General features: G+C 67.0%; 20 protein-coding genes. 8 read left to right on the top strand and 12 right to left on the bottom strand.

All coding sequences use genetic code 11. From position 1 onward, the window contains the following. Window positions 1-102 precede the first annotated feature (102 nt). Window positions 103-798 (bottom strand): SIMPL domain-containing protein, encoded by a 696-nt coding sequence (locus P1U75_RS19870; protein WP_300246510.1) that lies wholly within the window; start codon window positions 796-798, stop codon window positions 103-105. Between the two features lie 158 nt (window positions 799-956). Here P1U75_RS19870 and P1U75_RS19865 point away from each other — a divergent pair, with 158 nt between their 5' ends. Further along, the gene (locus tag P1U75_RS19865; protein WP_300246508.1) at window positions 957-3,662 is read left to right on the top strand and encodes a hypothetical protein; all 2,706 of its coding nucleotides are present in this window, start codon (window positions 957-959) and stop codon (window positions 3,660-3,662) included. Between the two features lie 88 nt (window positions 3,663-3,750). Here P1U75_RS19865 and P1U75_RS19860 read toward each other — a convergent pair whose 3' ends face one another. The 6 genes from P1U75_RS19860 to P1U75_RS19835 all read right to left on the bottom strand — a co-directional run bounded on the left by P1U75_RS19860 (window position 3,751) and on the right by P1U75_RS19835 (window position 10,700). Continuing rightward, entirely contained in the window at window positions 3,751-5,127 is a 1,377-nt protein-coding gene (locus P1U75_RS19860; RefSeq protein ID WP_300246507.1) for a TRAP transporter large permease, read from the bottom strand. A 3-nt stretch (window positions 5,128-5,130) separates the two neighbouring features. Continuing rightward, a complete protein-coding gene (locus tag P1U75_RS19855; RefSeq protein WP_300246505.1) occupies window positions 5,131-5,823 on the bottom strand; it encodes a TRAP transporter small permease in 693 nt (230 codons plus the stop codon). Window positions 5,824-5,900: 77 nt separating this feature from the next. Beyond that, a complete protein-coding gene (locus P1U75_RS19850; RefSeq protein ID WP_300246502.1) occupies window positions 5,901-6,902 on the bottom strand; it encodes a DctP family TRAP transporter solute-binding subunit in 1,002 nt (333 codons plus the stop codon). A gap of 285 nt (window positions 6,903-7,187) precedes the next feature. Further along, complete coding sequence (locus P1U75_RS19845; RefSeq protein ID WP_300246500.1) at window positions 7,188-8,417, bottom strand: sigma-54 dependent transcriptional regulator; 1,230 nt, start codon at window positions 8,415-8,417, stop codon at window positions 7,188-7,190. Beyond that, entirely contained in the window at window positions 8,414-10,168 is a 1,755-nt protein-coding gene (locus tag P1U75_RS19840; protein ID WP_300246498.1) for an ATP-binding protein, read from the bottom strand. The genes P1U75_RS19845 and P1U75_RS19840 overlap by 4 nt, the downstream gene beginning before the upstream one ends. Window positions 10,169-10,232: 64 nt before the next feature. Continuing rightward, a complete protein-coding gene (locus P1U75_RS19835; protein ID WP_300246496.1) occupies window positions 10,233-10,700 on the bottom strand; it encodes an Lrp/AsnC family transcriptional regulator in 468 nt (155 codons plus the stop codon). A gap of 144 nt (window positions 10,701-10,844) precedes the next feature. Between P1U75_RS19835 and cobA the strand changes: the two genes are divergently transcribed. The 6 genes from cobA (at window position 10,845) to P1U75_RS19805 (ending at window position 15,816) form a co-directional block, all read left to right on the top strand. Further along, on the top strand, window positions 10,845-11,645 hold the full coding sequence (cobA, locus tag P1U75_RS19830; RefSeq protein ID WP_300246494.1) for a uroporphyrinogen-III C-methyltransferase: 801 nt from the start codon (window positions 10,845-10,847) through the stop codon (window positions 11,643-11,645). Next, window positions 11,645-11,944 (top strand): DUF2849 domain-containing protein, encoded by a 300-nt coding sequence (locus tag P1U75_RS19825; protein ID WP_300246492.1) that lies wholly within the window; start codon window positions 11,645-11,647, stop codon window positions 11,942-11,944. The genes cobA and P1U75_RS19825 overlap by 1 nt, the downstream gene beginning before the upstream one ends. Window positions 11,945-11,967: 23 nt before the next feature. Then, window positions 11,968-13,632 (top strand): nitrite/sulfite reductase, encoded by a 1,665-nt coding sequence (locus P1U75_RS19820; RefSeq protein WP_300246490.1) that lies wholly within the window; start codon window positions 11,968-11,970, stop codon window positions 13,630-13,632. A 4-nt stretch (window positions 13,633-13,636) separates the two neighbouring features. Continuing rightward, the gene (locus tag P1U75_RS19815; RefSeq protein ID WP_300246488.1) at window positions 13,637-14,413 is read left to right on the top strand and encodes a phosphoadenylyl-sulfate reductase; all 777 of its coding nucleotides are present in this window, start codon (window positions 13,637-13,639) and stop codon (window positions 14,411-14,413) included. Continuing rightward, window positions 14,410-14,814, top strand: coding sequence for a DUF934 domain-containing protein (locus P1U75_RS19810; protein WP_300246486.1), 405 nt, complete (start codon window positions 14,410-14,412; stop codon window positions 14,812-14,814). Before P1U75_RS19815 ends, P1U75_RS19810 begins: the two co-directional genes overlap by 4 nt. Before the next feature lie 129 nt (window positions 14,815-14,943). Next, window positions 14,944-15,816 carry a ferredoxin--NADP reductase gene (locus P1U75_RS19805; RefSeq protein ID WP_300246484.1) on the top strand — a complete coding sequence of 291 codons (873 nt, stop codon included), beginning with the start codon at window positions 14,944-14,946 and terminating at the stop codon, window positions 15,814-15,816. Between the two features lie 107 nt (window positions 15,817-15,923). Here P1U75_RS19805 and P1U75_RS19800 read toward each other — a convergent pair whose 3' ends face one another. Continuing rightward, on the bottom strand, window positions 15,924-16,634 hold the full coding sequence (locus P1U75_RS19800) for a translation initiation factor 3 (protein ID WP_300246482.1): 711 nt from the start codon (window positions 16,632-16,634) through the stop codon (window positions 15,924-15,926). A gap of 265 nt (window positions 16,635-16,899) precedes the next feature. Between P1U75_RS19800 and infC the strand changes: the two genes are divergently transcribed. Then, entirely contained in the window at window positions 16,900-17,448 is a 549-nt protein-coding gene (gene infC, locus P1U75_RS19795) for a translation initiation factor IF-3 (RefSeq protein ID WP_366915074.1), read from the top strand. A 69-nt stretch (window positions 17,449-17,517) separates the two neighbouring features. On the opposite strand, the gene P1U75_RS19790 is transcribed toward infC, so the two are convergent. The 4 genes from P1U75_RS19790 to P1U75_RS19775 all read right to left on the bottom strand — a co-directional run bounded on the left by P1U75_RS19790 (window position 17,518) and on the right by P1U75_RS19775 (window position 21,285). Beyond that, window positions 17,518-19,269 (bottom strand): calcium-binding protein, encoded by a 1,752-nt coding sequence (locus tag P1U75_RS19790; protein WP_300246480.1) that lies wholly within the window; start codon window positions 19,267-19,269, stop codon window positions 17,518-17,520. A 161-nt stretch (window positions 19,270-19,430) separates the two neighbouring features. Further along, window positions 19,431-19,778, bottom strand: a complete 348-nt coding sequence (locus P1U75_RS19785; RefSeq protein ID WP_300246478.1) for a phasin family protein — start codon at window positions 19,776-19,778, stop codon at window positions 19,431-19,433. Between the two features lie 70 nt (window positions 19,779-19,848). Next, a complete protein-coding gene (locus P1U75_RS19780; protein WP_300246476.1) occupies window positions 19,849-20,412 on the bottom strand; it encodes a hypothetical protein in 564 nt (187 codons plus the stop codon). Window positions 20,413-20,505: 93 nt separating this feature from the next. Further along, window positions 20,506-21,285 carry a xanthine dehydrogenase family protein subunit M gene (locus tag P1U75_RS19775; RefSeq protein ID WP_300246512.1) on the bottom strand — a complete coding sequence of 260 codons (780 nt, stop codon included), beginning with the start codon at window positions 21,283-21,285 and terminating at the stop codon, window positions 20,506-20,508. Window positions 21,286-21,381: the final 96 nt, after the last annotated feature.

The following is a 21,381-nucleotide window of genomic DNA, read 5'->3' as shown; positions in this document are numbered from 1 at the left end:
GGGGCCACCCCCCCACCTGTCACCCCGCGGTCTCCGAGCCGGGGCCTATGGCCTCGGAAAGATCCCGGATCAGGCCCGGGACGACAGCCGCGTCGCGCGCCGCTACTCCCCGATGCCAAACACCATCGACACATTCGCCGTGATGGTCAGCTCGCCCGCCGCCACCGGCGCGCCGCCCGAACTCATCCGCATCGCCATCTCGGCCATCGGCGCGACCGACCCGCCGCCGTGTTCGTCGATCGACAGCACCGGGCCCAGCGCAACCCCCGCCGCCCCGGCCAGAAGCCTTGCCCGCTCCATCGCGTCGGTCACCGCGCGCCGCCGCGCCTCGTCCAGCAGCGGTGCGGGATCCTGAACGCCAAATCGCAACCCGTTGAAATCGTTGGCACCATCCGCGATCACCGCATCCAGGATGCCACCCAGCGCCGCCAGGTCGCGCACCCGCACCATCACCGTGTTGGAAGCGACGAATCCGGTGATCCGCCGCCGGTTGCTGGCAGAGACCGAACTGTCCGACCACACCGGACTCAGCGACAACTGCCGGGTCTGCAGGTCGCGCGGCGCGATGCCCATGCCGGCAAGCCGCTCCAGCACCCGCGCCACCACCTCCGAGGTGGCCGACATCGCCTGCCGCGCCTCTTTCGCCTCATGCGTCACGCCCAGCGTGATCGTCGCCATGTCCGGCGCCGCCTCGACCCGCCCCTCCCCGGCGACCGAGATGCGGCGCTCGGGCGGTTCGGCCCAGGCGGCGAAAGCCAGGACAGACAGCAGGACGGCGGAAAGAATTCGATGGATCATGGTCAACACTCCCTCTTTGCCGCCACGATGCGACGAGAGCCCCGGGATCGGCAAGATACCGCCAAGTGTTTTTCTTTTCCTCGGCAATCTCCTGCTTTATGGTCCGGCCTCGGGCGCCGCGTGTGCCCTCAGGTTCGGGTTGGGTAAGTTTCGTCAGAATGAAACCGGGTTTCGCGCTCTCTCTTTCGTTTGAGGGGATCTCCCTGCTGCACCGCGCAGCCGGCGGCTGGCGCCGTGTCGGCGAGGTGGCGCTGGATGTGCCCGACCTTGCCGCCTCTCTGTCCGAGTTGCGCGAAAAGGCGCTGCTGATCGAGCCTGCCGGCATCAGCTGCAAGCTGATCATCCCGAACGACCAGATCCGCTACCTGACGCTGGAGACCGGCCGCGCCGAAGGCGAGGCGCGCCGCGCCCTGGTGCGCGAGGCGCTGGACGGCGCGACACCCTATGCGGTTGAGGACCTGGCCTACGACATCTCGGTCGAAGGGCATACCACCCATGTTGCCGCCGTCGCTCGCGAAACCCTGGACGAGGCCGAGGCCTTTGCCGTCGAGCATCGGTTCAACCCGGTCAGCTTCGTCGCCGTGCCGGGGGATCAGCCGTTTCTGGGCGAGCCGTATTTCGGCACCGCCGGAAACGCCGGCAAGACAGAGATCGAACCCGATGGCGTCGCGGTGGTGGTCACCGGCCCGGCGGTGATCCCGGAACCTGAGGCCGCGCCCCTCGCCGCCCGTGACGGCGCGTTTTCGGGGGAGGGTTCGGCAGAGACTCCGGCAGCGGCCCCCCCGGCACCGGCCGCCGCCAGCTCCGAAGAGCCCTCGACGCCTGCCGCCGATCAGCCCGCACCGCCGGAAGAGACCGCCGATCCGGCCCCGATCGCCGGTCCCGCCCCGCCCGCAGTCGGCTTTTCCAGCCGGCGCGGCAAGGAGGGCGAGGGCCCGGCCCCCGCCCTGGCCGGGGCCAGCCGCGACGATCCTCAGGCGGCGCAGAAAGCCGCCCCGGCCCTGTCGCGCCCCGACCGGGCCGACCCCGCGCCGGTTCAGGGCACGGGCATCGCTGCTGCACCTGGACCCGCGCCTGTGCCACCTCCTGCGCCGACCCGGTCGCTCGGGGCTACCGCCGGGCCGGGCGCCTCCGCGCCGCCACCCTCGGTTGCGGCGGCCACAGCTCTGCTCGGCTCCCTGCGCAGCCGTGCCACCGGCCTTCTGCGGCGCAGTCCAGCCAAGGCCAAAGCCGAGCCGCTGCCGGTCGGCAAGCCCGCCGCCAAGCAAAGCTTCACCGCCGCGACGCCCGCCCCCGAACCGACCCCGGACGAGGCCGAACGCCTGACCGTCTTCGGGGCCCGCGCGGCGCAGCAATCGCGTGGCAAGCCGCGCCACCTCGGGCTGATCCTCACCATCGTGCTGCTGCTCTTTCTTGCCGCGGTCGCGGCCTGGGCGGCGCTGTTCACACCCGAGCCTCTTGCACGTCTCTTCGCCCCGGCGGGGCCGCCGGCACGCACTGCCGACCCGCAGCCGGAGACCGAACCGGCGCCCGCCGGCAGCGACACCGCGCAGGACGCCGCCGGTCCGGACAGCCCGGGGGTGGAGAACGGCCCGGCCCCGGCGCAGCCGCCGATGATCAGCGCGGTATCGCCGCCCGCCCCGTCCGACCTCGCAGCCGTACTGCCCCCCGAGACCGCCACGACGGGAACCGAGGACGCCCCCGCGCACCCGCAAGCGCCGCAGTCGCCGGCGCTCACTGAAACCGATAGCGCGGTACTCGAGGCGCTGCGCGCCGATTCCACCACGCCCGACGCCCCAGATACCGATGCCCCGGACACCGCCGCCGAGGATACCGCGCGTGACCTTGCCGCGCTCGATCCCGAACTGGAACCCGAACCCGAGCCCGAGGTGCGCACCGGCCTCGCGGCCCCCTCCCTTGCCGACACCGAAACCTTCTACGCCACCACCGGCATCTGGCCCACCGCCCCGGAAACTCCGGAGACCCCCGCGATCATCGGCATCGACGACCTCTATGTCGCCTCGATCGACCGCACCGACCTGTCCCAGGACGCCGTTGCCCTGCCGCAGGCGCAGGATTACGTCACCGACGCCGCGCTCAGCGGGCTGGCTTCGCCCGCCGCGGCCGGCACCGCCTTCGACCTCGACACCCGCGGGCTGGTCACCCCGACGCCCGAAGGGGCGGTCACGCCGGACGGGATCACCGTCTATCTCGGCCGCCCGCCGGTGGTGCCGCCGCCGACCCCGGCCCGGCTCACCCCCGCCGACGATGCCGCCGTCGAGGCCGCCGCCCTGCGCGAGCGTCTGGCCGCGTTCCGCCCGCGCCCGCGTCCGACCGATCTCATCGAGCAGACCGAGCGCGCCCAGCTCGGCGGCCGCAGCCGCGCCGAACTGGGCGGGCTGCGCCCGCGCGCGCGCGCGTCCAGCGCCCAGGATGACGCCACCGCCCCCGGCGGTGGCGAGGCGACGCCGCAGGCGGTCGCAAGCGCCCGGATTCCAAGGGCGCGCCCGAGCGATTTCCAATCTGTCGTCCGCAACTCCGACCGCGCCTCCATCGGTGTTTCCGGAAACCTTGCCGCCGCCTCTCCCGTGGCAGCAACGGTGGCGCCCAAGATCCCCTCCTCCGCCTCGGTCGCCCGGCAGGCGACGCTGAAGAACGAAATCAACCTGCGCCAGATAAACCTGATCGGGGTCTACGGCACCACCTCGGACCGGCGCGCCCTGGTGCGCCTGTCCAGCGGCCGCTACAAGAAGGTCAAGGTCGGCGACAGCATCGACGGCGGAAGGGTGGTGGCCATCGGCGAGAACCAGTTGCGCTATCAAAAGGGCGGGCGCGACCACACCCTGAAGATGCCCAGCGGCTGACCCCGTCCCGACAGCGGCCCGAAGTAAAGAACCGCGCGGACATCTCTGCCCGCGCGGTCCACTCGATACCCGAGCACTGGTCAAACCGTCACTTGGTGATGATCTCCGGCCCCATGAAGGTGGTGGGCAACCAGGTGGAGAGTATCGGGATGTAGGTCACCATGATCAGGAACACGAAGAGCACCGCAAGAAACGGCAGCGCCGCGCGCACCACCCGCATCATCGGCATTCCCGCCACCCCGGAGGTGACGAACAGGTTCAGCCCGACCGGCGGGGTGATCATGCCGATTTCCATGTTAACCACCATGATGATGCCAAGGTGGATCGGGTCGATGCCAAGCTCGATGGCGATCGGAAACACCAGCGGCGCCACGATCACGATCAGCCCCGAGGGCTCCATGAACTGCCCGCCGATCAGCAGGATCACGTTGACGATCACCAGGAACATCACCGCGCCGAATCCTGCGTTCAGCATCGCCGAGGCGATCTGCTGCGGGATCTGCTCGTCGGTCAGCACGTGCTTGAGGATCAGCGCGTTGGCGATGATGAACATCAGCGTCACGGTCAACTTGCCCGCCTCGAACAGCGTGTCGCGGGTGTCGCGGTGAAAGAACACCGTGATCAGCGCGATCGGCTTCTGGATCAGGCTCAGGTTGCGCTCGCCCTCCGGTCGCGCCAACGGCCCCATGTCGCGATAGACGAAGCTGGCGATGAAGAACGCATAGATCGCCGCCACCGCCGCCGCCTCGGTCGGGGTGAAGATGCCGCCATAGATGCCGCCCAGGATGATCACGATCAGGAACAGCCCCCAGCCGGCCTCGGCGCCGGATTCCACGACCTCGCCCCAGCCCTTCCATTCGCCCTTGGGCAGGTCGCGCAGCTTGGCGATCAGGTAGATCGTCAGCATCAGCATGGTGCCCGCCATCAGGCCCGGAATGACCCCGGCCAGGAACATCCGCCCGACCGACACGTCGGTGGCGCTGGCATAGACCACCATCACGATGGACGGCGGGATCAGGATGCCCAGGGTGCCCGCGTTTGCGATCACCCCTGCGGCAAAATCCTTGGAATAGCCGACCTGGCGCATCCCCGCGATGACGATCGAGCCGATGGCGACCACCGTCGCCGGGCTGGAGCCCGACAGCGCGGCAAAGAGCATGCAGGCGAACACCCCGGCAATCGCCAGCCCGCCGGGGAAATGCCCGACGATGGCGATGGAAAACCGGATGATCCGCCGCGCCACCCCGCCGGTGGACATGAAACTTGACGCCAGGATGAAGAACGGGATCGCCAGCAGCGTGTAATGCCCCGCCATCGCCTGGAAAAAGCTCTGCGCGATGGCGGCGAGCGAGGTGTCGCTCAGCACCAGCAGGAACAGGGTCGAGGAGAACCCGAGCGACACAGCAATCGGCACCCCGATCAGCATCAGCCCGACGACCATGCCGAAGAGAATTGCAACTTCCATGGCTCAGCTCTCCCGGTTCATATGGGCGACATCCTCGACGGCGTCTTCCGCCTCGTGGCTCACGATCAGGTTCTCGGCGCGCCCGGTGGCGATGCGCCAGGTCGCCTGCACCACCCGGAACAGCAGCAGCGCCATGCCGAAGGGCAGGATGAAATAGGGGATGAAGCGCGGGATTTTCTCGTAGGCTTCGCCGTCGTTCATGATCGGCTCGATCCAGCGCAGCCAGCCGGGAAAGGGAATGTCCACCACCTCGTACCAGCCGCGATAGCTGGTGCGTTTCATCTCCTCCAGCCCGGTCGGGAACCAGCGGCCGGTGGTTTGCGGCAGGTTGGCGAAATTGGCCCAGTAATCCCACGCCCCCTTGAGCAGGAGCACGCCGTAGGCGATGAAAATCGCCGCCGCGACCAGCGCCAGCAGCCGCCGCACCGGGGCCGAGAACAGGTTGAGCAGCGCATCGACGCCCAGGTTCGCGGTCACCTTGACCGCGTAGCTAACCCCGAACAGGACAAGCCAGGCGAACAGAAACGTCGTCGCCTCCAACCCCCAGATGATCCCGGTGTTGAAACCATAGCGCAGCACGACGTTGACAAAGGTGATGATCGTCATCAGCCCGAGGATCACCGCGATCGCAGTCTCCTCGATCTCGTTGACGACCCGGCCCAGAACGCTGTCCGAGACGTGATGATGAGCCGACATGGTTCCCCCTCCCATTTGGCGGATATGACTGACCCGGCCCCGATCAAGGGGGCCGGGCCGTCCGGCATGTGCCGGGATCAGTGCTTGGCGTTGATCGCCTGCGCCGCGTCGATGTTCTCCTGGCCGACATCGCCGGTGAACTCGGCCCAGACCGGCTTCATCGTCTCGACCCATGCCGTGCGCTGCTCGGGCGTAAGCTCGCGCACCACGCCGCCGGCGGCAACCACCGCGCTCTTGGCCTCCTGGTTGACCTTGAAGGATTCCGCGTTGCGGGTCTCGGTCACCTCCTGGATGATCGTCGACAGCTGCGCGCGCAGGTCTTCGGGCAGGCCTTCCCACCAGTCGACGTTGGTCACCAGCAGATAGTCGATGATGCCGTGGTTGGTTTCGGTGATGCCGTCCTGCACCTCAAAGAACTTCTGGCCGTAGATGTTCGACCAGGTGTTCTCCTGCCCGTCCACGACGCCGGTCTGCAACGCGCCGTAAACCTCGGAAAAGGCCATCGGCTGCGGGCTGCCGCCCAGCGCGGCCATCTGCGCCTTGAGCACGTCCGAGTTCTGCACCCGGAACTTCAGCCCGTTGGCGTCCGACGGCATCATCAGCGGCTTGTTGGCCGACATCTGCTTCATGCCATTGTGCCAGAACTGCAGGCCCAGAAGCCCGCGGCGCACCATGGTCTCCTTCATCGCCTGGCCGGTCTCGGAGTTCTGGAACTCGTCCACCGCCTCGATGTTCTTGAACATGAATGGCAGATCGAAGATGCGGAACTTCTTGGTGAACTGCTCGAACTTGGACAGGCTCGGCGCGGCCAGCTGCACGTCGCCCTGAAGCATCGCTTCCAACACCTGGTCGTCGTTGTAGAGCGTCGAGTTGGGGAAGACCTCCATGCAGGCCTTGCCGTCCATCTCCGCATTCACGCGCTCTTGCAGCAGCGTCGCCGCGATCCCCTTGGGATGGCGGTCGGTATTGGTCACATGGCTGAACTTGATGACGACCTCGCCGTCGTCGCAGGCCGCAAAGGCAGCCGGGGCCCCAAGGCCCATCGCAATGGCAAGGCTTGCCATACCAAACAGTTTCATCGGTTACTCCTCCCGAGAGTTTGATCCTGGGTTTGGGGGCGCAACGCCCCCTCCGCACCGGGTTTCGATGCGTTGACGCCAGTGAAGCGAATCGAATCGCCCCGCTCAAGCATCCAGTGCCGCCTTATTGGGCAGATTGGAAACTTTATTGTATTCAATCTCTTATACAGAGGCTTTTTGCCGCCACCAGGGCCGATCCGCCTCTCTTGTGCGAAAACCCGCACGCGATTCTCCCGGGTTGTGCGGAAATCCGCACAGCTTCCTGCCCGCCCGCGACTCACCCGGTCAGCGCCGGTAATCCTCCGGCCGGATGCCATAGCGCGTGAGCTTGTCGAAAAAGGTCTTGCGCGGCAGTTTCAGCGCCTCTGCCGCCGCCGCCGCGCGCCCGTTCTGCCGCGCCAGCGCCGCGATCAGCAGCGAGCGTTCGACCTGCGCCATCTGCTCGGCCAGCCCCAGCGCGCCCGCCTGCGCCCCCTCGTCCGGCATGCCCAGAACGAACCGCATCGCCGCCGACATCAAGGACCGCGCGTTGCCCGGCCAGTCCTGCGCCATCAGCACGGCCAGCCGGCCCGGGCCGATCTCGGGCGCGGCGATGCCCGCCTGCTCGGCCGCCTGCGCAACGTAATGGCGGAACAGGACAGGGATATCTTCGCGCCGCTCGCTCAGCGCCGGAATCCGGATCTGCATCACGTCGAGCCGATAGAACAGATCGGCGTTGAACGCCCCTGCCTCGACCCGCCGCGCCAGATCGGCGGTCGAGCCCGCGATCACCCGCGCCGGCGCGCCCTGTTCCAGCGTCTCCTGCACCGCGTATTGCGTGGCCTCCGGCATCGCCGAGACCTCGTCAAGAAAAAGCGATCCGCCCGCCGCCTGCTCGCAAAGCCCGGCAAAGGCCTCGGCCCCGAGACCCGCCGCCGGACGCTTGACGAAGGGGCCGCGCGCGACCGAAGACATCAGGTGAACCACCTCGGCCACCTTCGAGATCCCGCTGCCCGGCGGGCCGACCACCAGCACCTCGGCCCCGGTCGGCGCCACGCTGCGCACCCGCGCCCGCAGGTCCTCGGCCTGCGGCGAGGTGCCGAACAGCATCCGCGCCGCCGGATCGCCGCGCTCCAGCTGCCGCTTCAGCCGCCGGTTCTCCAGCACCAGCGCCCGGGTCTTCAGCGCCCGGTCCAGCACCGCCAGAAGATCCGCCGCGGCACAGGGTTTCTCGAGGAAATCGAACGCCCCCTGCCCCATCGCCCGCACCGCCATCGGAATATCTCCCTCGCCGGTCAAAAGGATCACCGGCAACTCGCGATCGATCTTCTGGACGTATTCCAGCAGGTGGAACCCGTCGCGCCCCGGCATCCGGATGTCGGACAGGATCACGCCGGGAAACTCCGGCGCGATATGATCCTTGGCCACCACGAAGGAGCCCGAGGTGATTGCCTCCAGTTCGGCCAGCTCCAACGTCTGGCCCAGCGCATCGCGCACCGCCGCGTCGTCGTCCACCAAAAGCACCTTGCGGGTCATGCGGCGCGCTCCTGGGTCCAGCGGTCCAGCTCCACGGTAAAGACCGCGCCGCCCCCCGCCGCATTGGCGCCGCGGATATTGCCGCCAAAGCTCTGTACCAGCCCGTAGGAAATCGACAGGCCCAGCCCCATCCCCTCGTCGCCGCCGATCTCCTTGGTGCTGTAGAACGGCTCAAAGATCTTGTCCGGGTCGGCGATCCCCGGCCCGCTGTCGCGCAGGCTGACCACCAGTCTGCCGCCGGCATCCGCGACCGCGATGACGATACGCTTGCCCGCCCGGCCCGCCATGGCGTCGGCGGCGTTGTTGATCAGGTTGACAAAGACCTGCGCCAGCCGCACCTCGCCACCCCAGACGTAGAGCGGGGCGGCAGGCGCCTCCCAGGCCAGTTGCACCGCGTCGGCGCGCAGCCGCGCCTCGGTCAGTTCCACCGCGCTGCCGATCACCTGCACCAGGTCGACCTTGCCCATCGGCTCGCTCTCGTTGCGGGCAAAGGCGCGCAGGTTGCGGATGATCCGCGCCATCCGCGCCGCCATCTCGGCGATGCGGCTCAGGTTCTCGCCCGCCTTCTCCGGCCTGCCGCGCGCGACAAAGGCCGCGCCGTTGTCGGCAAACTGCCGGATCGCCATCAGCGGCTGGTTCAATTCATGGCTGATGCCCGCGCTCATCTGGCCCAGCGCGCTCAGCTTGCCGGCCTGCACCAGGTCGGCCTGCGCCCGTTTCAGCGCCGCCTCGGCCTCTTCGCGCTCCACCACCTCGCGGCGCAGCATGACATTGGCCTGCGATAACTCCCGGGTCCGGTTCGCCACCCGCGCCTCAAGCTTGGCGTTGGCCTCGGCCAGCGCGCGGCGGCGCTCGGTCACCAGGAACAGCACCGCTCCGAAGGCCAGGCAGATCGCCGCGACCGTCGCCGCCTGCAGCCCGGCCAGCCGCCGCGCCGGGGCCACGTCGACCAGGATCTCGCCGGTCAACCCCACCACCGGCAGGTCGCGCACCAGGTGCAGCGCGCGGCGCGGCAGGTACTGGCCCCAGTCCAGCCGCCAGATCTCGTGCCCGCCGGCCCGCCCGGTCGAAAACGGCTGCGCATCGCCGCCAACCGGCGTCAGCCCCGCCTGACCCGGCGCGCGGCGCCAGAACAGCAGCTCGGTGCGGTTGGCGATGAACACCTCGTGCCGCGCGTCGATGAAGAACACCGCCGGCAGGCTGCCGCGCCAGCTGCGCTCCACATCCTCGACATCAGCCACCACCACCAGCGCGCCGCGCACCGCGCCACCGGCCGCAAAGGCGGGTGCCGCATAATAGTAGACGCGCCGCCCCTGCGGCCCGGCCAGACCGTGGCCGCTGCCCAGCGCGCCCTGCATGGCGCGGCGGAAATACCCGGCATCGCCCAGATCACCCCCGACGATCCCCCGCGCCGCCGCCAACACCCGCCCCGAGGCATCGGCATAGGCGATATCCAGCGCCCCGGTCTTGTCGGCCACCGCCTGCAACAGCGCCCGCGCGGCGGGCCGCCGGGCCGGGTCCCCCAACCCGGTCAGCGCCGGGCGATCCACGGTCAGCGCTGCCAGCTCCTGGTAGACCTGCAACTGGGTCGCCAGCCGGTCGCTGGCCAGCGCCAGATCCGCATCGGCCCGCTGCGCCAGCTGCCCCAGCGCCTGCAGGTAGCCATAGCGCCAGATCCCCGCCCCGAGCAGCGCCACCCCCAGCACGAAGGCCAGGGCAATCCATCGGTGAGAGACGCGCGCAAAGCTCATGGCGGCCAGATTAGCAAACCCGCGCGCCGATTGACCAGACGGCGCGACCCGTCCTCGCCGGCCCTCATTCGTCCAGCGGCAGATCCGTGGTCGACTTGATCTCCTCCATCGACAGCAGCGCGGTGACATTGTGCACCCGCACCTCCGAGATCAGCGCCTGGTAAAAGGCATCATAGGCGCGCGCGTTCTTCACCCGCACCTTGAGGATATAGTCGATATCACCCGCCAGCCGGTGCGCCTCCTGCACCTCGGGGCGGTCCTGCAACGCCTTGAGAAAATCCGCCTGCCACTCCGCCTCATGCTCCGAGGTTCGGATCAGCACGAAGAAACACGCCTCATACCCCAGCGCCTCGGCATCCAGGATCACCGTCTGCCTGCCGATCACCCCGGCCTCGCGCAGCTTGCGAATCCGGTTCCACACCGGCGTCTTCGAACTGCCCACGTTGCCCGCGATCTCGTCCAGCGACTGGCTCGCGTCGCGCTGCAGTTCGGCCAGGATTTTCCGGTCCAGCGCATCGATCCGCACGGGCATTCCACACTCTCCTCATATTCGGAACAAAAATTCCAACAGAAACCATCATGGGAACAAATGTCCTTATTCATCCGGGCATCTGGCCTTCAGACGGGATAATTTCCTATATTTTGAACCAAGTCAATCACAGCGGACGGGCCAGACATGCACCCCAGCGATACCCCCTCCCCCGGCTCTGCCTTCGCGCCCGGATCGGTCGCCTTCACCGGCGCCGGCCCCGGCGACCCCGATCTGCTCACCCGCCAGGCGCTGCGCGCATTGGCACTGGCCGACGTGATCCTGCACGACTGCCTGATTTCCGACGCGATCCTGGCCGAGGCCGGTCCCGACGCCCGGCTGATCGAGACCGGAAAACGCGGCTTTACCGCCTCGATGGCGCAAGGCGACATCAACGCGCTGATCGTGGCCCATGCCCGCACCGGCGCCCGCGTGGTGCGGCTGAAATCCGGCGATGCCACCGTCTTCGGCCGCCTCGACGAGGAAATCGAGGCCTGCGATGCCGCCCATGTGCCCTGGCGCATCCTGCCCGGCATCACCGCCGCCTCCGCCGCCGTCGCCTGTATCGGCCAAAGCCTGACGCGACGCGGCCGCAACGCCTCGGTGCGGCTGCTCACAGGGCATGACATGACCGGCTTTGCCGATCACGACTGGACCACGCTGGCCCGCCCGGGCGAGGTCGCGGCGATCTACATGGGCAAGAAATCCGCCCGTTTCGTGCAGGGCCGGCTGATCATGCACGGCGCCGACCGCGTTACGCCGGTCACCCTGGTCGAGAACGCCTCACGCCCCGATCAGCGCGTGCTCGCCACTACGCTCGACCGCCTGCCCGAAGACCTTGCCACCACCGGCCTCTCCGGTCCGGTCCTCACCCTCTACGGGCTCGCCCCCCGCGCCGCCGCGCGGGCCCTGCCCGATCTTGCACTGCCGCAAATGGAATTCGCCTGATGTCCCGCCCCTTCACCCCGAAAATCGTCACCGCCTCCGACCTGGTCGACGGCGACGTGGTCTATCTCACCGCCGGTGACGGTTGGAGCCGCAGCATAACCGAAGCCGAGCTGATCGAGGACGAGGCCCACGCGCAACTGCGCCTGCTGCACGCCGAGGCCCAGCAAACCCGGATCGTCGGCGCCTATCTTGCCGATGTGCGCCCGGGGCCGAACGGCCCCGAACCGGTCCACTTCCGCGAGGCGTTCCGCGCCACCGGCCCGTCCAACTACGCCCACGGCAAACAGGCCGACCTCTAGGCACGCCGCACAGGAGCCCGACCATGTACCGCTACACCGATTTCGACACCGCCTTTCTCGCCAGCCGCAACGCCCAGTTCCGTGCCCAGGTCGACCGCCGCCTCAAGGGCCACCTGACCGAGGACGAGTTCAAGCCGCTGCGCCTGATGAACGGCGTCTACCTGCAACTGCACGCCTACATGCTGCGGGTGGCGATCCCCTATGGCACGCTGAATTCGGCGCAGATGCGCCAGCTTGCCTATCTCGCCGAGCGCTGGGACAAGGGTTATGGCCATTTCACCACCCGCCAGAACATCCAGTACAACTGGCCGAAACTACGCGACATCCCCGACATGCTCGACGCCCTGGGCGAGGTCGGGCTGCACGCGATCCAGACCTCCGGCAACACCATCCGAAACACCACCGCCGATCCCTTCGCCGGCGCCGCTGCGGACGAGATTGCCGATCCGCGCCCGATCGCCGAGCTGATCCGCCAATGGTCCACCGACCACCCGGAGTTCCAGTTCCTCGGGCGCAAGTTCAAGATCGCCATCACCGGCAGCCCGAATGATCGCGCCGTGACCAAGGCGCATGACGTCGGCCTGCGCCTGGTCGAGAAGGGCGGTGAAATCGGCCTGCAGGTGCTGATCGGCGGCGGCCTCGGCCGCACCCCCATGATCGGCAAGGTGCTGCGCGACTTCCTGCCGCGTGAAGACCTGCTGCCCTATCTCGAGGCAGTGCTGGCCACCTACAACCAGCTCGGCCGCCGCGACAACAAGTTCAAGGCGCGGATCAAGATCACCGTGCACGAGAACGGCATCGACACCATCCGTGCGCAGGTCGAGCAACGCTTCGCCCAGATCCGCCCGGATTTCACCGGCGAGGACCAGGCGTTGCTGCGCGAGATCGAGACCCATTTCGCCCCGCCCGCGTTTCGCGGTGGCAACGCGCAGGCCTATGAGGCCGCCTATGCCGCAGACCCTCTGTTCCGCAGCTGGGCCGACACCAACCTCGCATCCCACCGACGCGCCGATCACGCCATCGTCTCGATCAGCCTCAAGGCGCACGGGGCGACCCCGGGCGACGCCTCGGCCGAGCAGATGCGGGTGATGGCCGACCTCGCCGAACGCTTCGGCTATGACGAGCTGCGGATCAGCCACGAACAGAACGTGATCCTGCCGCATGTCCACAAATCCGACCTGCCCGCGCTGCACGCCACCCTGCGCGCGCACGGGCTGGCCACCGCCAATATCGGGCTGATCTCCGATATCATCGCCTGCCCCGGCATGGATTACTGCGCCCTGGCCACCGCGCGCTCGATTCCCATCGCGCAGGAGATCGCCACCCGCTTCGACGAGTTGAAGCTCGAACACGAGATCGGCGAGATGAAGATCAAGATCTCCGGCTGCATCAATGCCTGCGGTCACCACCACGTCGGCCATATCGGCATTCTCGGTCTCGACCGCGCCGGGGTGGAAAACTACCAGATCACCCTGGGCGGCGACGGTGGCCCCGATGCGACGCTGGGCACCCGCACCGGCCCGGGCTTTTCCGCCGACCAGATCGTGCCGGCGATCGAACGGCTGATGCTGGCCTATCTCGACCTGCGCGCGGGGCCGGAGGAGAGTTTCCTCGACACCTACCGCCGGCTTGGCGCCGATCCCTTCAAATCCGCACTCTACGACAGTGCCCGGACCGAGGCCGCGTAACCCCATGCTTCTTCTCGGCAAAAATACTCCCGCCGGAGGCTCCCCCGGTGCCGCGCTCGCGACGCTCGAGGCGCGCGCCGAACAGGTCGCCGCGCTCAACGCCCGCTACCGCCATCACGGCGCCACCGAGGTGATGCGCGCCGCCCTGACCGAGGCCGGGCGCATCGCGCTGGTCTCCAGCTTCGGCGCCGAATCCGTGGTGCTGCTGCACATGGCGGCGGTGATCGACCGCGCCGTGCCGGTGCTCTTCATCGACACCGAGATGCTGTTCACCGAAACTCTTGTCTACCAGGCCGAGCTGTCCGAACGGCTGGGCCTGCGCAACCTGCAGATCATCCGTTCTGCCGACATCGCGCGGGACGACCCCGACAACACCCTGCACCAGCGCGACACCGACGCTTGCTGCGCCCTGCGCAAGACCCGGCCGCTGCAGGCTGCGCTCACCGGCTTCGACGGCTGGATCACCGGCCGCAAGCGGTTCCAGTCCGGTCGCCGCGCCGCGCTCGATTTCTTCGAACTCGAGGACGGCACCGGCCGCATCAAGATCAATCCGCTGTCCCATTGGGCGCCCGAGGACGTGCAGACCTATATCGAGGAAAACCGCCTGCCGCGTCACCCGCTGGTGGCCAAGGGCTACCCCTCGATCGGCTGCGCCCCCTGCACCTCGCCCGTCAAACCCGGCGAAGACCCGCGTTCCGGGCGCTGGCGCGGCCAGCAAAAGGACGAATGCGGGATCCATTTCGTCAACGGCAAATTCGTCCGCACAGGAGCAAACGCATGACCGTGATCGTCACCGACGCCGGTTTCACCTCCGACGACTGGTCGGGCCCCGAGACCCGCACCGCCATCCTCGCCCCCGGCGACCGCGCCAGCGACCTGGCCGAAAGGCTGGGCGATCTGGAGCTGGTCCGCGTCACCTTCCCCAGCTTCGCCGACGGCCGCGGCTTCACCCTGGCCCGCGACCTGCGGCGGCTGGGCTATGCCGGGCGGTTGCGCGCCACCGGCCACGTTCTGGCCGACCAATACGCCATGGCCCGCCGCGCCGGTTTCGACGAGGTGGAGATCGACGCAGAGCTCGCCGCCCGCCAGCCCGAGGACCAATGGCGCGCCCGCGCCGACTGGCGCGCGCATGATTACCAGGCGCGGCTGCGCGGCCACTCCCGCGCCCCGATCCCGGCCTGAGACCCTGCAAACACCCACGAACCGTCCTTCGATCCGCGCCCCGGGACATGCGGCTGCGGTTTTTCCCTTCACCTGACCTGAATCAAAGATTACCCAGAGGTGCCGGTTATACCCACCGGCAAGGAAACAATGACCGAGATGCGCCCCGTGACCGATCCAGCGACCGATCCCGCAACCGACGCCACCCCCGTCAAGACGCCAACGCTGCCTGACGCCCAGACGGTGACCTTCGTCAAACACTGGACCGACCGGCTGTTCTCGTTCCGGGTGACGCGGCCCGCCTCGCTGCGATTCCGCTCCGGCGAGTTTGTGATGATCGGCCTGATGGGCGATCCCGACCCCAGGACCGGCAAGCAGAAACCGCTTCTGCGCGCCTATTCCATCGCCTCGCCGTCCTGGGACGAGGAGCTGGAGTTCTACTCGATCAAGGTGCCCGACGGCCCGCTGACCTCGCGGCTGCAGCACATCGAACCGGGTGACGAGATCATCCTGCGCCCCAAGCCCGTCGGCACGCTGGTGCATGACGCGCTGTTGCCGGGCAAGCGGATCTGGCTGTTTGCCACCGGCACCGGCATCGCCCCCTTCGCCAGCCTGCTGCGCGACCCGCAGACCTATGAGGATTACGACGAGGTGATCCTCACCCACACCTGCCGCCAGGTCGAAGAACTGCAATACGGGCGCGAGCTGATCGACAGCATCCGCAGCGACGAGATGCTGGAGGAGCTGATCGGCGAGGGCTTCCACGACAAGCTGCGTTATTACCCCACCACCACCCGCGAAGACAGCCCCAAGATGGGCCGCATCACCGACCTGATGCGCAAGGGCGAGGTGTTCGAGGATCTCGGCGTCGCGCCGATCAACCCCGACAACGACCGCGCCATGGTCTGCGGCAACCTCGCCTTCAACCTCGAGATCAAGGACATGCTCGAAGCCTACGGGCTGGAAGAGGGCGCAAATTCCAAGCCGGCGCAATACGTGGTGGAAAAGGCGTTTCTCGACTGATCCTTCCGGCGCTGTCGATCAATAGGATCGTAGCCCGGCAAAACGAGAAAACCGCCCGGCCACGAAGGGGGGGCCGGGCGGCTTCCGCGACAACGCGAGGACTGCGGTTACAGGCCCAGAGCCACGCGAACCTTGCCAAGAGCCGCCTTGAGCAGCTCCGGATTGTCCTTGGCCTTCTCCACCCCGGTCTTGAGCAGCAGCTTCTGCGTCACGTCGAGCGACGAGTTGTCGATCGCCTCGGTCACCTTGCCCAGGTCGAAACCCGCCACGCTCAGCCAGTCCGCTGCACTGGTTGCCACAGCCGCCGGCGCGTCCCCGGCATCGGCGGCATCAACAGCTGCACCGGCGGCATCCGTAGCAGCATCAGCGGCCCCATCGGCAACTACGTCGGCAGCATCGGCGGCGCCGGTGCCCATGACGTCGCCCACAACGGACTCCACCGCCCCGGACACCTCTTCGGTGGCGGTCTCGGTCATCTCCTCGACCTTGTCCTTTGCCGCCTCGACCGCCTCATCGGCAACCTCCTTGGCGGCATCGGCGGCAGCATCCACTACGGTTCCGGCCTCTTCCACGGCCTCACCGACCGCCTCCGCCGCGTCATCGACCACCTCTTCGACCGCCTCTTCGACGGTCTCCGCCGCCGGCTCTTCCAACGCCGGGGTTCCCTCGGTGGCTTCCGACTCCGGCGCGCTTGCGGTCTCGGGCGCCGTGGCCTCAGGCGCAGCGGCCTCCGGTGCGGTCGCAATCTGGTTTTGATAGACGTAATACCCCGCCCCGAGCATAGCCGCGGCGATCACCACCCAAATCAGTTTGTTCATCAATCCGTTCCTTATGTAATCTGTGGCAGTGAACCGGTCTCGGCGCGCCGCCGGCCTTCTGTCCCGAAAGCCGGGCAGCGCTGCGAATCCCCGCCGTCCACTGGCCTTGCCGCCCGCACCTGAGGCATCCCGGCACCGGGGGCAAGGGGGAATTTCCACCGCATTTCTGCCCGCGTGAGCACCATTTTGCAGCTTGAATCACGCCCGGGCCAAGTTTACCGTGCAAATTCGGATTCTCCTTGAAAACAATCGAAGGAACAAACCCATAGCTCGCAGACCTCACAACGCTCCGCCGACCCGCGAAACCGGCCCGCGCGTCAACGACAAGATCCGCTCCCCCGAAATTCGCCTGATCGGAGCCGAAGGCGAAAACGTCGGCGTCGTCACCCCTGCAAGGGCGATGCAAATGGCCGAAGAGGCCGGTCTCGACCTGGTCGAGATCTCGCCGAATGCCGCCCCGCCGGTCTGCAAGATCATGGACTTCGGCAAGTTCAAGTACGAACAGCAAAAACGCGAGAGCGAAGCCCGCAAGAAGCAGAAGATCATCGAGGTCAAGGAGGTCAAATTCCGGCCCAACACCGACACGCATGACTACGAAGTCAAGATGCGCAACGTGGTCAAGTTCCTCGAGAACGGCGACAAGGTGAAGATCACGCTGCGCTTCCGCGGCCGCGAGATGGCGCACCAGAACCTTGGGCGCGACCTGCTCGAACGCGTCGCCGAGGACGTCAAGGAACTCGGCAAGATCGAGAACATGCCGAAGATGGAGGGCCGTCAGATGATCATGATGATCGGTCCGCTGCCGCAGAAGTAGCGCACCGCTACGGTCCCGAAACAACCGGCCCCCGCCCACGCGGGGGCTTTTTCGTCTCGGACAGCGACCTCAGATCAGGATCAGATCGTCGGCGGACAGGGTCACCGCCAGATCGTCTTTCTCGACATCGATACCAAGGTCGGGCGTGGCACCGCCGTCCAGATCGACGGCGACCAGACCGGACGTAATCCTCACCTCGCCGGCAGCGCCTGAAAATGCACTCACGACGCTGCCTGTCAGGCCCAGGTCGTCCAGCAGGACGCTCAGGTCGATCTTGTCCAGCCCGATCTCGAAATCGCCGATCCAGTCGCGATCCGGCGCATCGATGCCGCTATCGGCGGCTCCCCTGAACACAAACCGGTCCAGTCCCAATCCGCCGAGCAGCAGATCAACCCCGGCGCCGCCGGTCAGACTGTCGCCGCCGGACCCGCCAAACAGCCGGTCATTGCCCCCGCCACCACTCAAAGCGTCATCGCCCAGGCCGCCGTTCAGGGTATCGCGGCCCGCGTCGCCGAAAAGAAGGTCGTTGCCCGCACCGCCGTCCAGGATGTCGCGGCCGGTGCCGCCGAAAAGGCGATCGCTCTGTGCACCGCCATCCAATATGTCATTGCCCGCCTCGCCCCGCAGGACGTCGCGGCCGGCTTGGCCCTTCAACGTGTCATTACCGTCCTGGCCCTTCAATCTGTCGTTGCCGTCGCCCCCCTTCAACGTGTCATCCCCGGTGCCGCCGAACAGCTTGTCCCGATCTGCACCGCCATCAAGGATGTCGTTTCCGGCGTCTCCCAAAAGCCTATCGCGTCCGGCATCCCCATCGACAAGGTCGTTTCCGGCCCCACCCCGCAACAGGTCATCGCCCGCACCGCCATCCAGTTCGTCGTTTCCTGTTCCGCCCGATACCTGATCGTCGCCACTCCATCCGAGCAACTGGTCGTTGCCCGATCCACCGAACACCTTGTCCCTGCCGCTGCCGCCGACAATCAGGTCCAACCCGGCTCCGCCGGTCAGGACATCCCGGCCAGCCCCCCCGGAGATGTTGTCGTCCCCGCCGCCGCCAAGGGCCCGATCATCGCCATCGTTACCCAGCAAGGTATCATGGCCGTTCCCGCCGTTCAGGGAATCATCACCCTCACCACCGAACAGGGAATCGGCGCCATTGCCGCCGTTGAGTGTGTCGTCCCCGGCATGCGCGACGAGTTGGTCGTCGCCGGCACCGCCTTCCAGGACATCCTCTCCCTCACCGCCACGAAGTGTATCGTCGCCCGCCCCACCGAAAATGGAGTCATCGCCAAAACCCCCACCTAGAATATCGGCCCCGTCCCCGCCAAACAGGGAATCCTTGCCGATTCCGCCGACGAGATTGTCTGCGCCGTCGCCGCCTTCCAACCTGTCGTTGCCATCCTGGCCCAGGATGAAATCATCACCGCCAAACCCCGCGATGACGTCATCCAACTCCGAACCGGTCACCTTGTCATCGAACTGGAACAGATTGGAAAAGAAGGCGAGATCATCCACAATCCCGACCACAAGATCTTCGAAGGACCGTCCAACCTTTGTCACGGTCGAATCCGCGCCATCGCCAACAATCCGAACCTTGTCGACCATCGTGCCGAACTGGATCTTGTCGCCGATCAGCGTGAACGACCCAAAGAAGGACAGGCTGGCGGTGGCATAGACCAGTTTGATCTCGGTCGCCGCGTTGACGCCGGACAGTGTGGTGATGTCGACCCCGTCCGCCAGCGAAACGGGAACGGTTCCATCGAACAGGCCCAGCTCAAGGAACGCCACTGACGACCCTGCGTTCGTCGGTTTGACCTCTGCCATCGTGGATCCCCCGTCGCACGAAACCGCGTGGATCGTACCACGAAAGCAGGCACCGGGCAATTGAACCCGCTTTTGCCCGGCTCGCGCGAGTGGCCCCGACAAGGCCAAGGGCCGCGCCTCCACCTTGCGCGGCCCTCATTCCCTGCCGGCGGTTCCGGCTGTCAGCCCGGTTTGCCGCCGCTCATCGCCGTCTTGCCCATATCGATCATCTTGCCGGTTTCCTCGGTGTAGCGATTGATCATGCGCTGAAGAAACTCGCCCTGGATCTCCTGCATCGCGCCCAGATCCTTGCAGTGCAGCAGCTTGTGATAAAGCGCCACATCCTCCTGCACCCGCTGGGTATAGAACTCCAGCATCTCGGCGCCCATGTCGCTCATCCGCTCCATCCAGTCGCCGCCCATGAACGCCATCGCGTTCATGCCCATCTTCTGGTACATCGACGTCAGGTCGGCCATCGCCTGTGCGGCGTCGGTGACCTTGTCTTCGGTCTTGGGTTTCTTGGTTGCCATCGTCGGTCTCCTATCCGGTTTCCGGGCCATCCCTGCCGGCCCATGCGTCCCCCCGTTCGATTCCCGATGCTCACTCGCTCCAATCATGCACATGAACATCCTTGCCGGAATGTTCTTTCATGATCTTGACCGCCAGACGCTGCTTTTCCGCATCCGCAACGCGCACCCAGACCAGAATTCCGCCGTTCTCGATCTGCGTCTGGTAGTAATCGCGGTGATGCTTGTCGGCGCGCCGCGCCAGCAGCGCCCCCACCACCGCCGCCGGTCCGCCGCCGATGGCGATCGCCGCGATCGAGGCGGCTAGGGTGGTGGCCGGGTTCAGCATCGCCAGCATGGCGATGTAGGAGCCGAGGAAAAAGAAGCCGCCGGCGATACCGCCCTCCAGCTCGCCCATCGCCTCTTCTGAGACAAAGGCCGCCCGCGGCGCCCGCGGATCGTCCTCAAGCTCCTTGGCCTGCCAATAGGTCTTGCCAAGCTTTTCCTCGATGGCGCCCTTGCCGCCCAGCAGGCTGATGTCATGGCGGCTGAATCCCGCGATCATCAGGTCATAGATCGCCTGTTGCAGGGTCTCGAAACTGTCAAACACCCCGACCGCCTCGGGAATGTCGATATAGGTGGTCTTGTCTTCCGTCATCGTCGCGCGCCCTCCTAGGCTTTCACTGGAAACATCCTACACGCGAACGACCCCGGCCGGATTGAGCCATGTCAATCCGGCCGGGGCGCGGACTCACAGAATCGCGGCGACGGCGCGCTTGGTCATCACCTTGACCAGATGCGCGCGATACTCCTTGGTCCCGTGCAGATCGCCGATCATGTTGGCGGGGTTAAGGTTCAGGTCCATCAGCGCATCGGTGCGGAAGTCGTGGTTCAGCGCCGCCTCCGCCTCGGACCAGCGGAACACGCCCTCTTCCGACGCGCCGGTCACCGCCACGCGCACGCCATCGGCGTATTTCGCGACGAATACCCCGACCAGCGCAAAGCGCGAGGCCGGCTGCTCGAACTTCTGGTAATTCGCCGCATCGGGCACAACGCAGCGCACCGAGGTGATGATCTCGCCCTCTTCCAGCGCGGTGGTGAACATGCCCTGGAAGTAATCGTCCCCGGCGATCTCGCGCGCATTGGTCACGATGGTCGATTTCAGCGCCAGCATTGCCGCCGGGTAATCCGCCGAGGGGTCGTTATTGGCCAGCGACCCGCCAATGGTGCCACGATTGCGCACCGCCGGATCGCCGATCTTGCCCGCCAGCGCCGCCAGCGGCTTGCAGGCATCCGCCGCCACCTCGGCATGGGTCGCGCCGCCACCAATGGTCAGAACCCCGTCGGCGATGCTGACCCCCTTCATCTCGGCAATCCCGCTCAGGGATACCAGCTTGGACGGCATCGCCAGCCGCTGTTTCAACGTCGGGATCAGGGTCTGCCCCCCGCCCAGCGCCTGCGCCTCCTCCATGCCCAGAGCCGCCACCGCATCGGCCACCGTCGCGGGCTTCTCGAACTCGAAATTATACATCTCGCTCATCCTTCCCGAAGATCCCGGGGCCGCGCCCCGCCTTCTTCTCTTTACAAATACTCCGGGGGTCCCGGGGCCGCCCCCCCCGGCCCCCCC

The sequence above is a fragment of the Antarcticimicrobium sp. genome (assembly GCF_029212575.1).
In the GTDB taxonomy this organism is placed as follows: domain Bacteria; phylum Pseudomonadota; class Alphaproteobacteria; order Rhodobacterales; family Rhodobacteraceae; genus Antarcticimicrobium.
The sequence above is the reverse complement of the archived record's forward strand: the minus strand, read 5'-3'. Positions and strand labels throughout refer to the sequence as shown.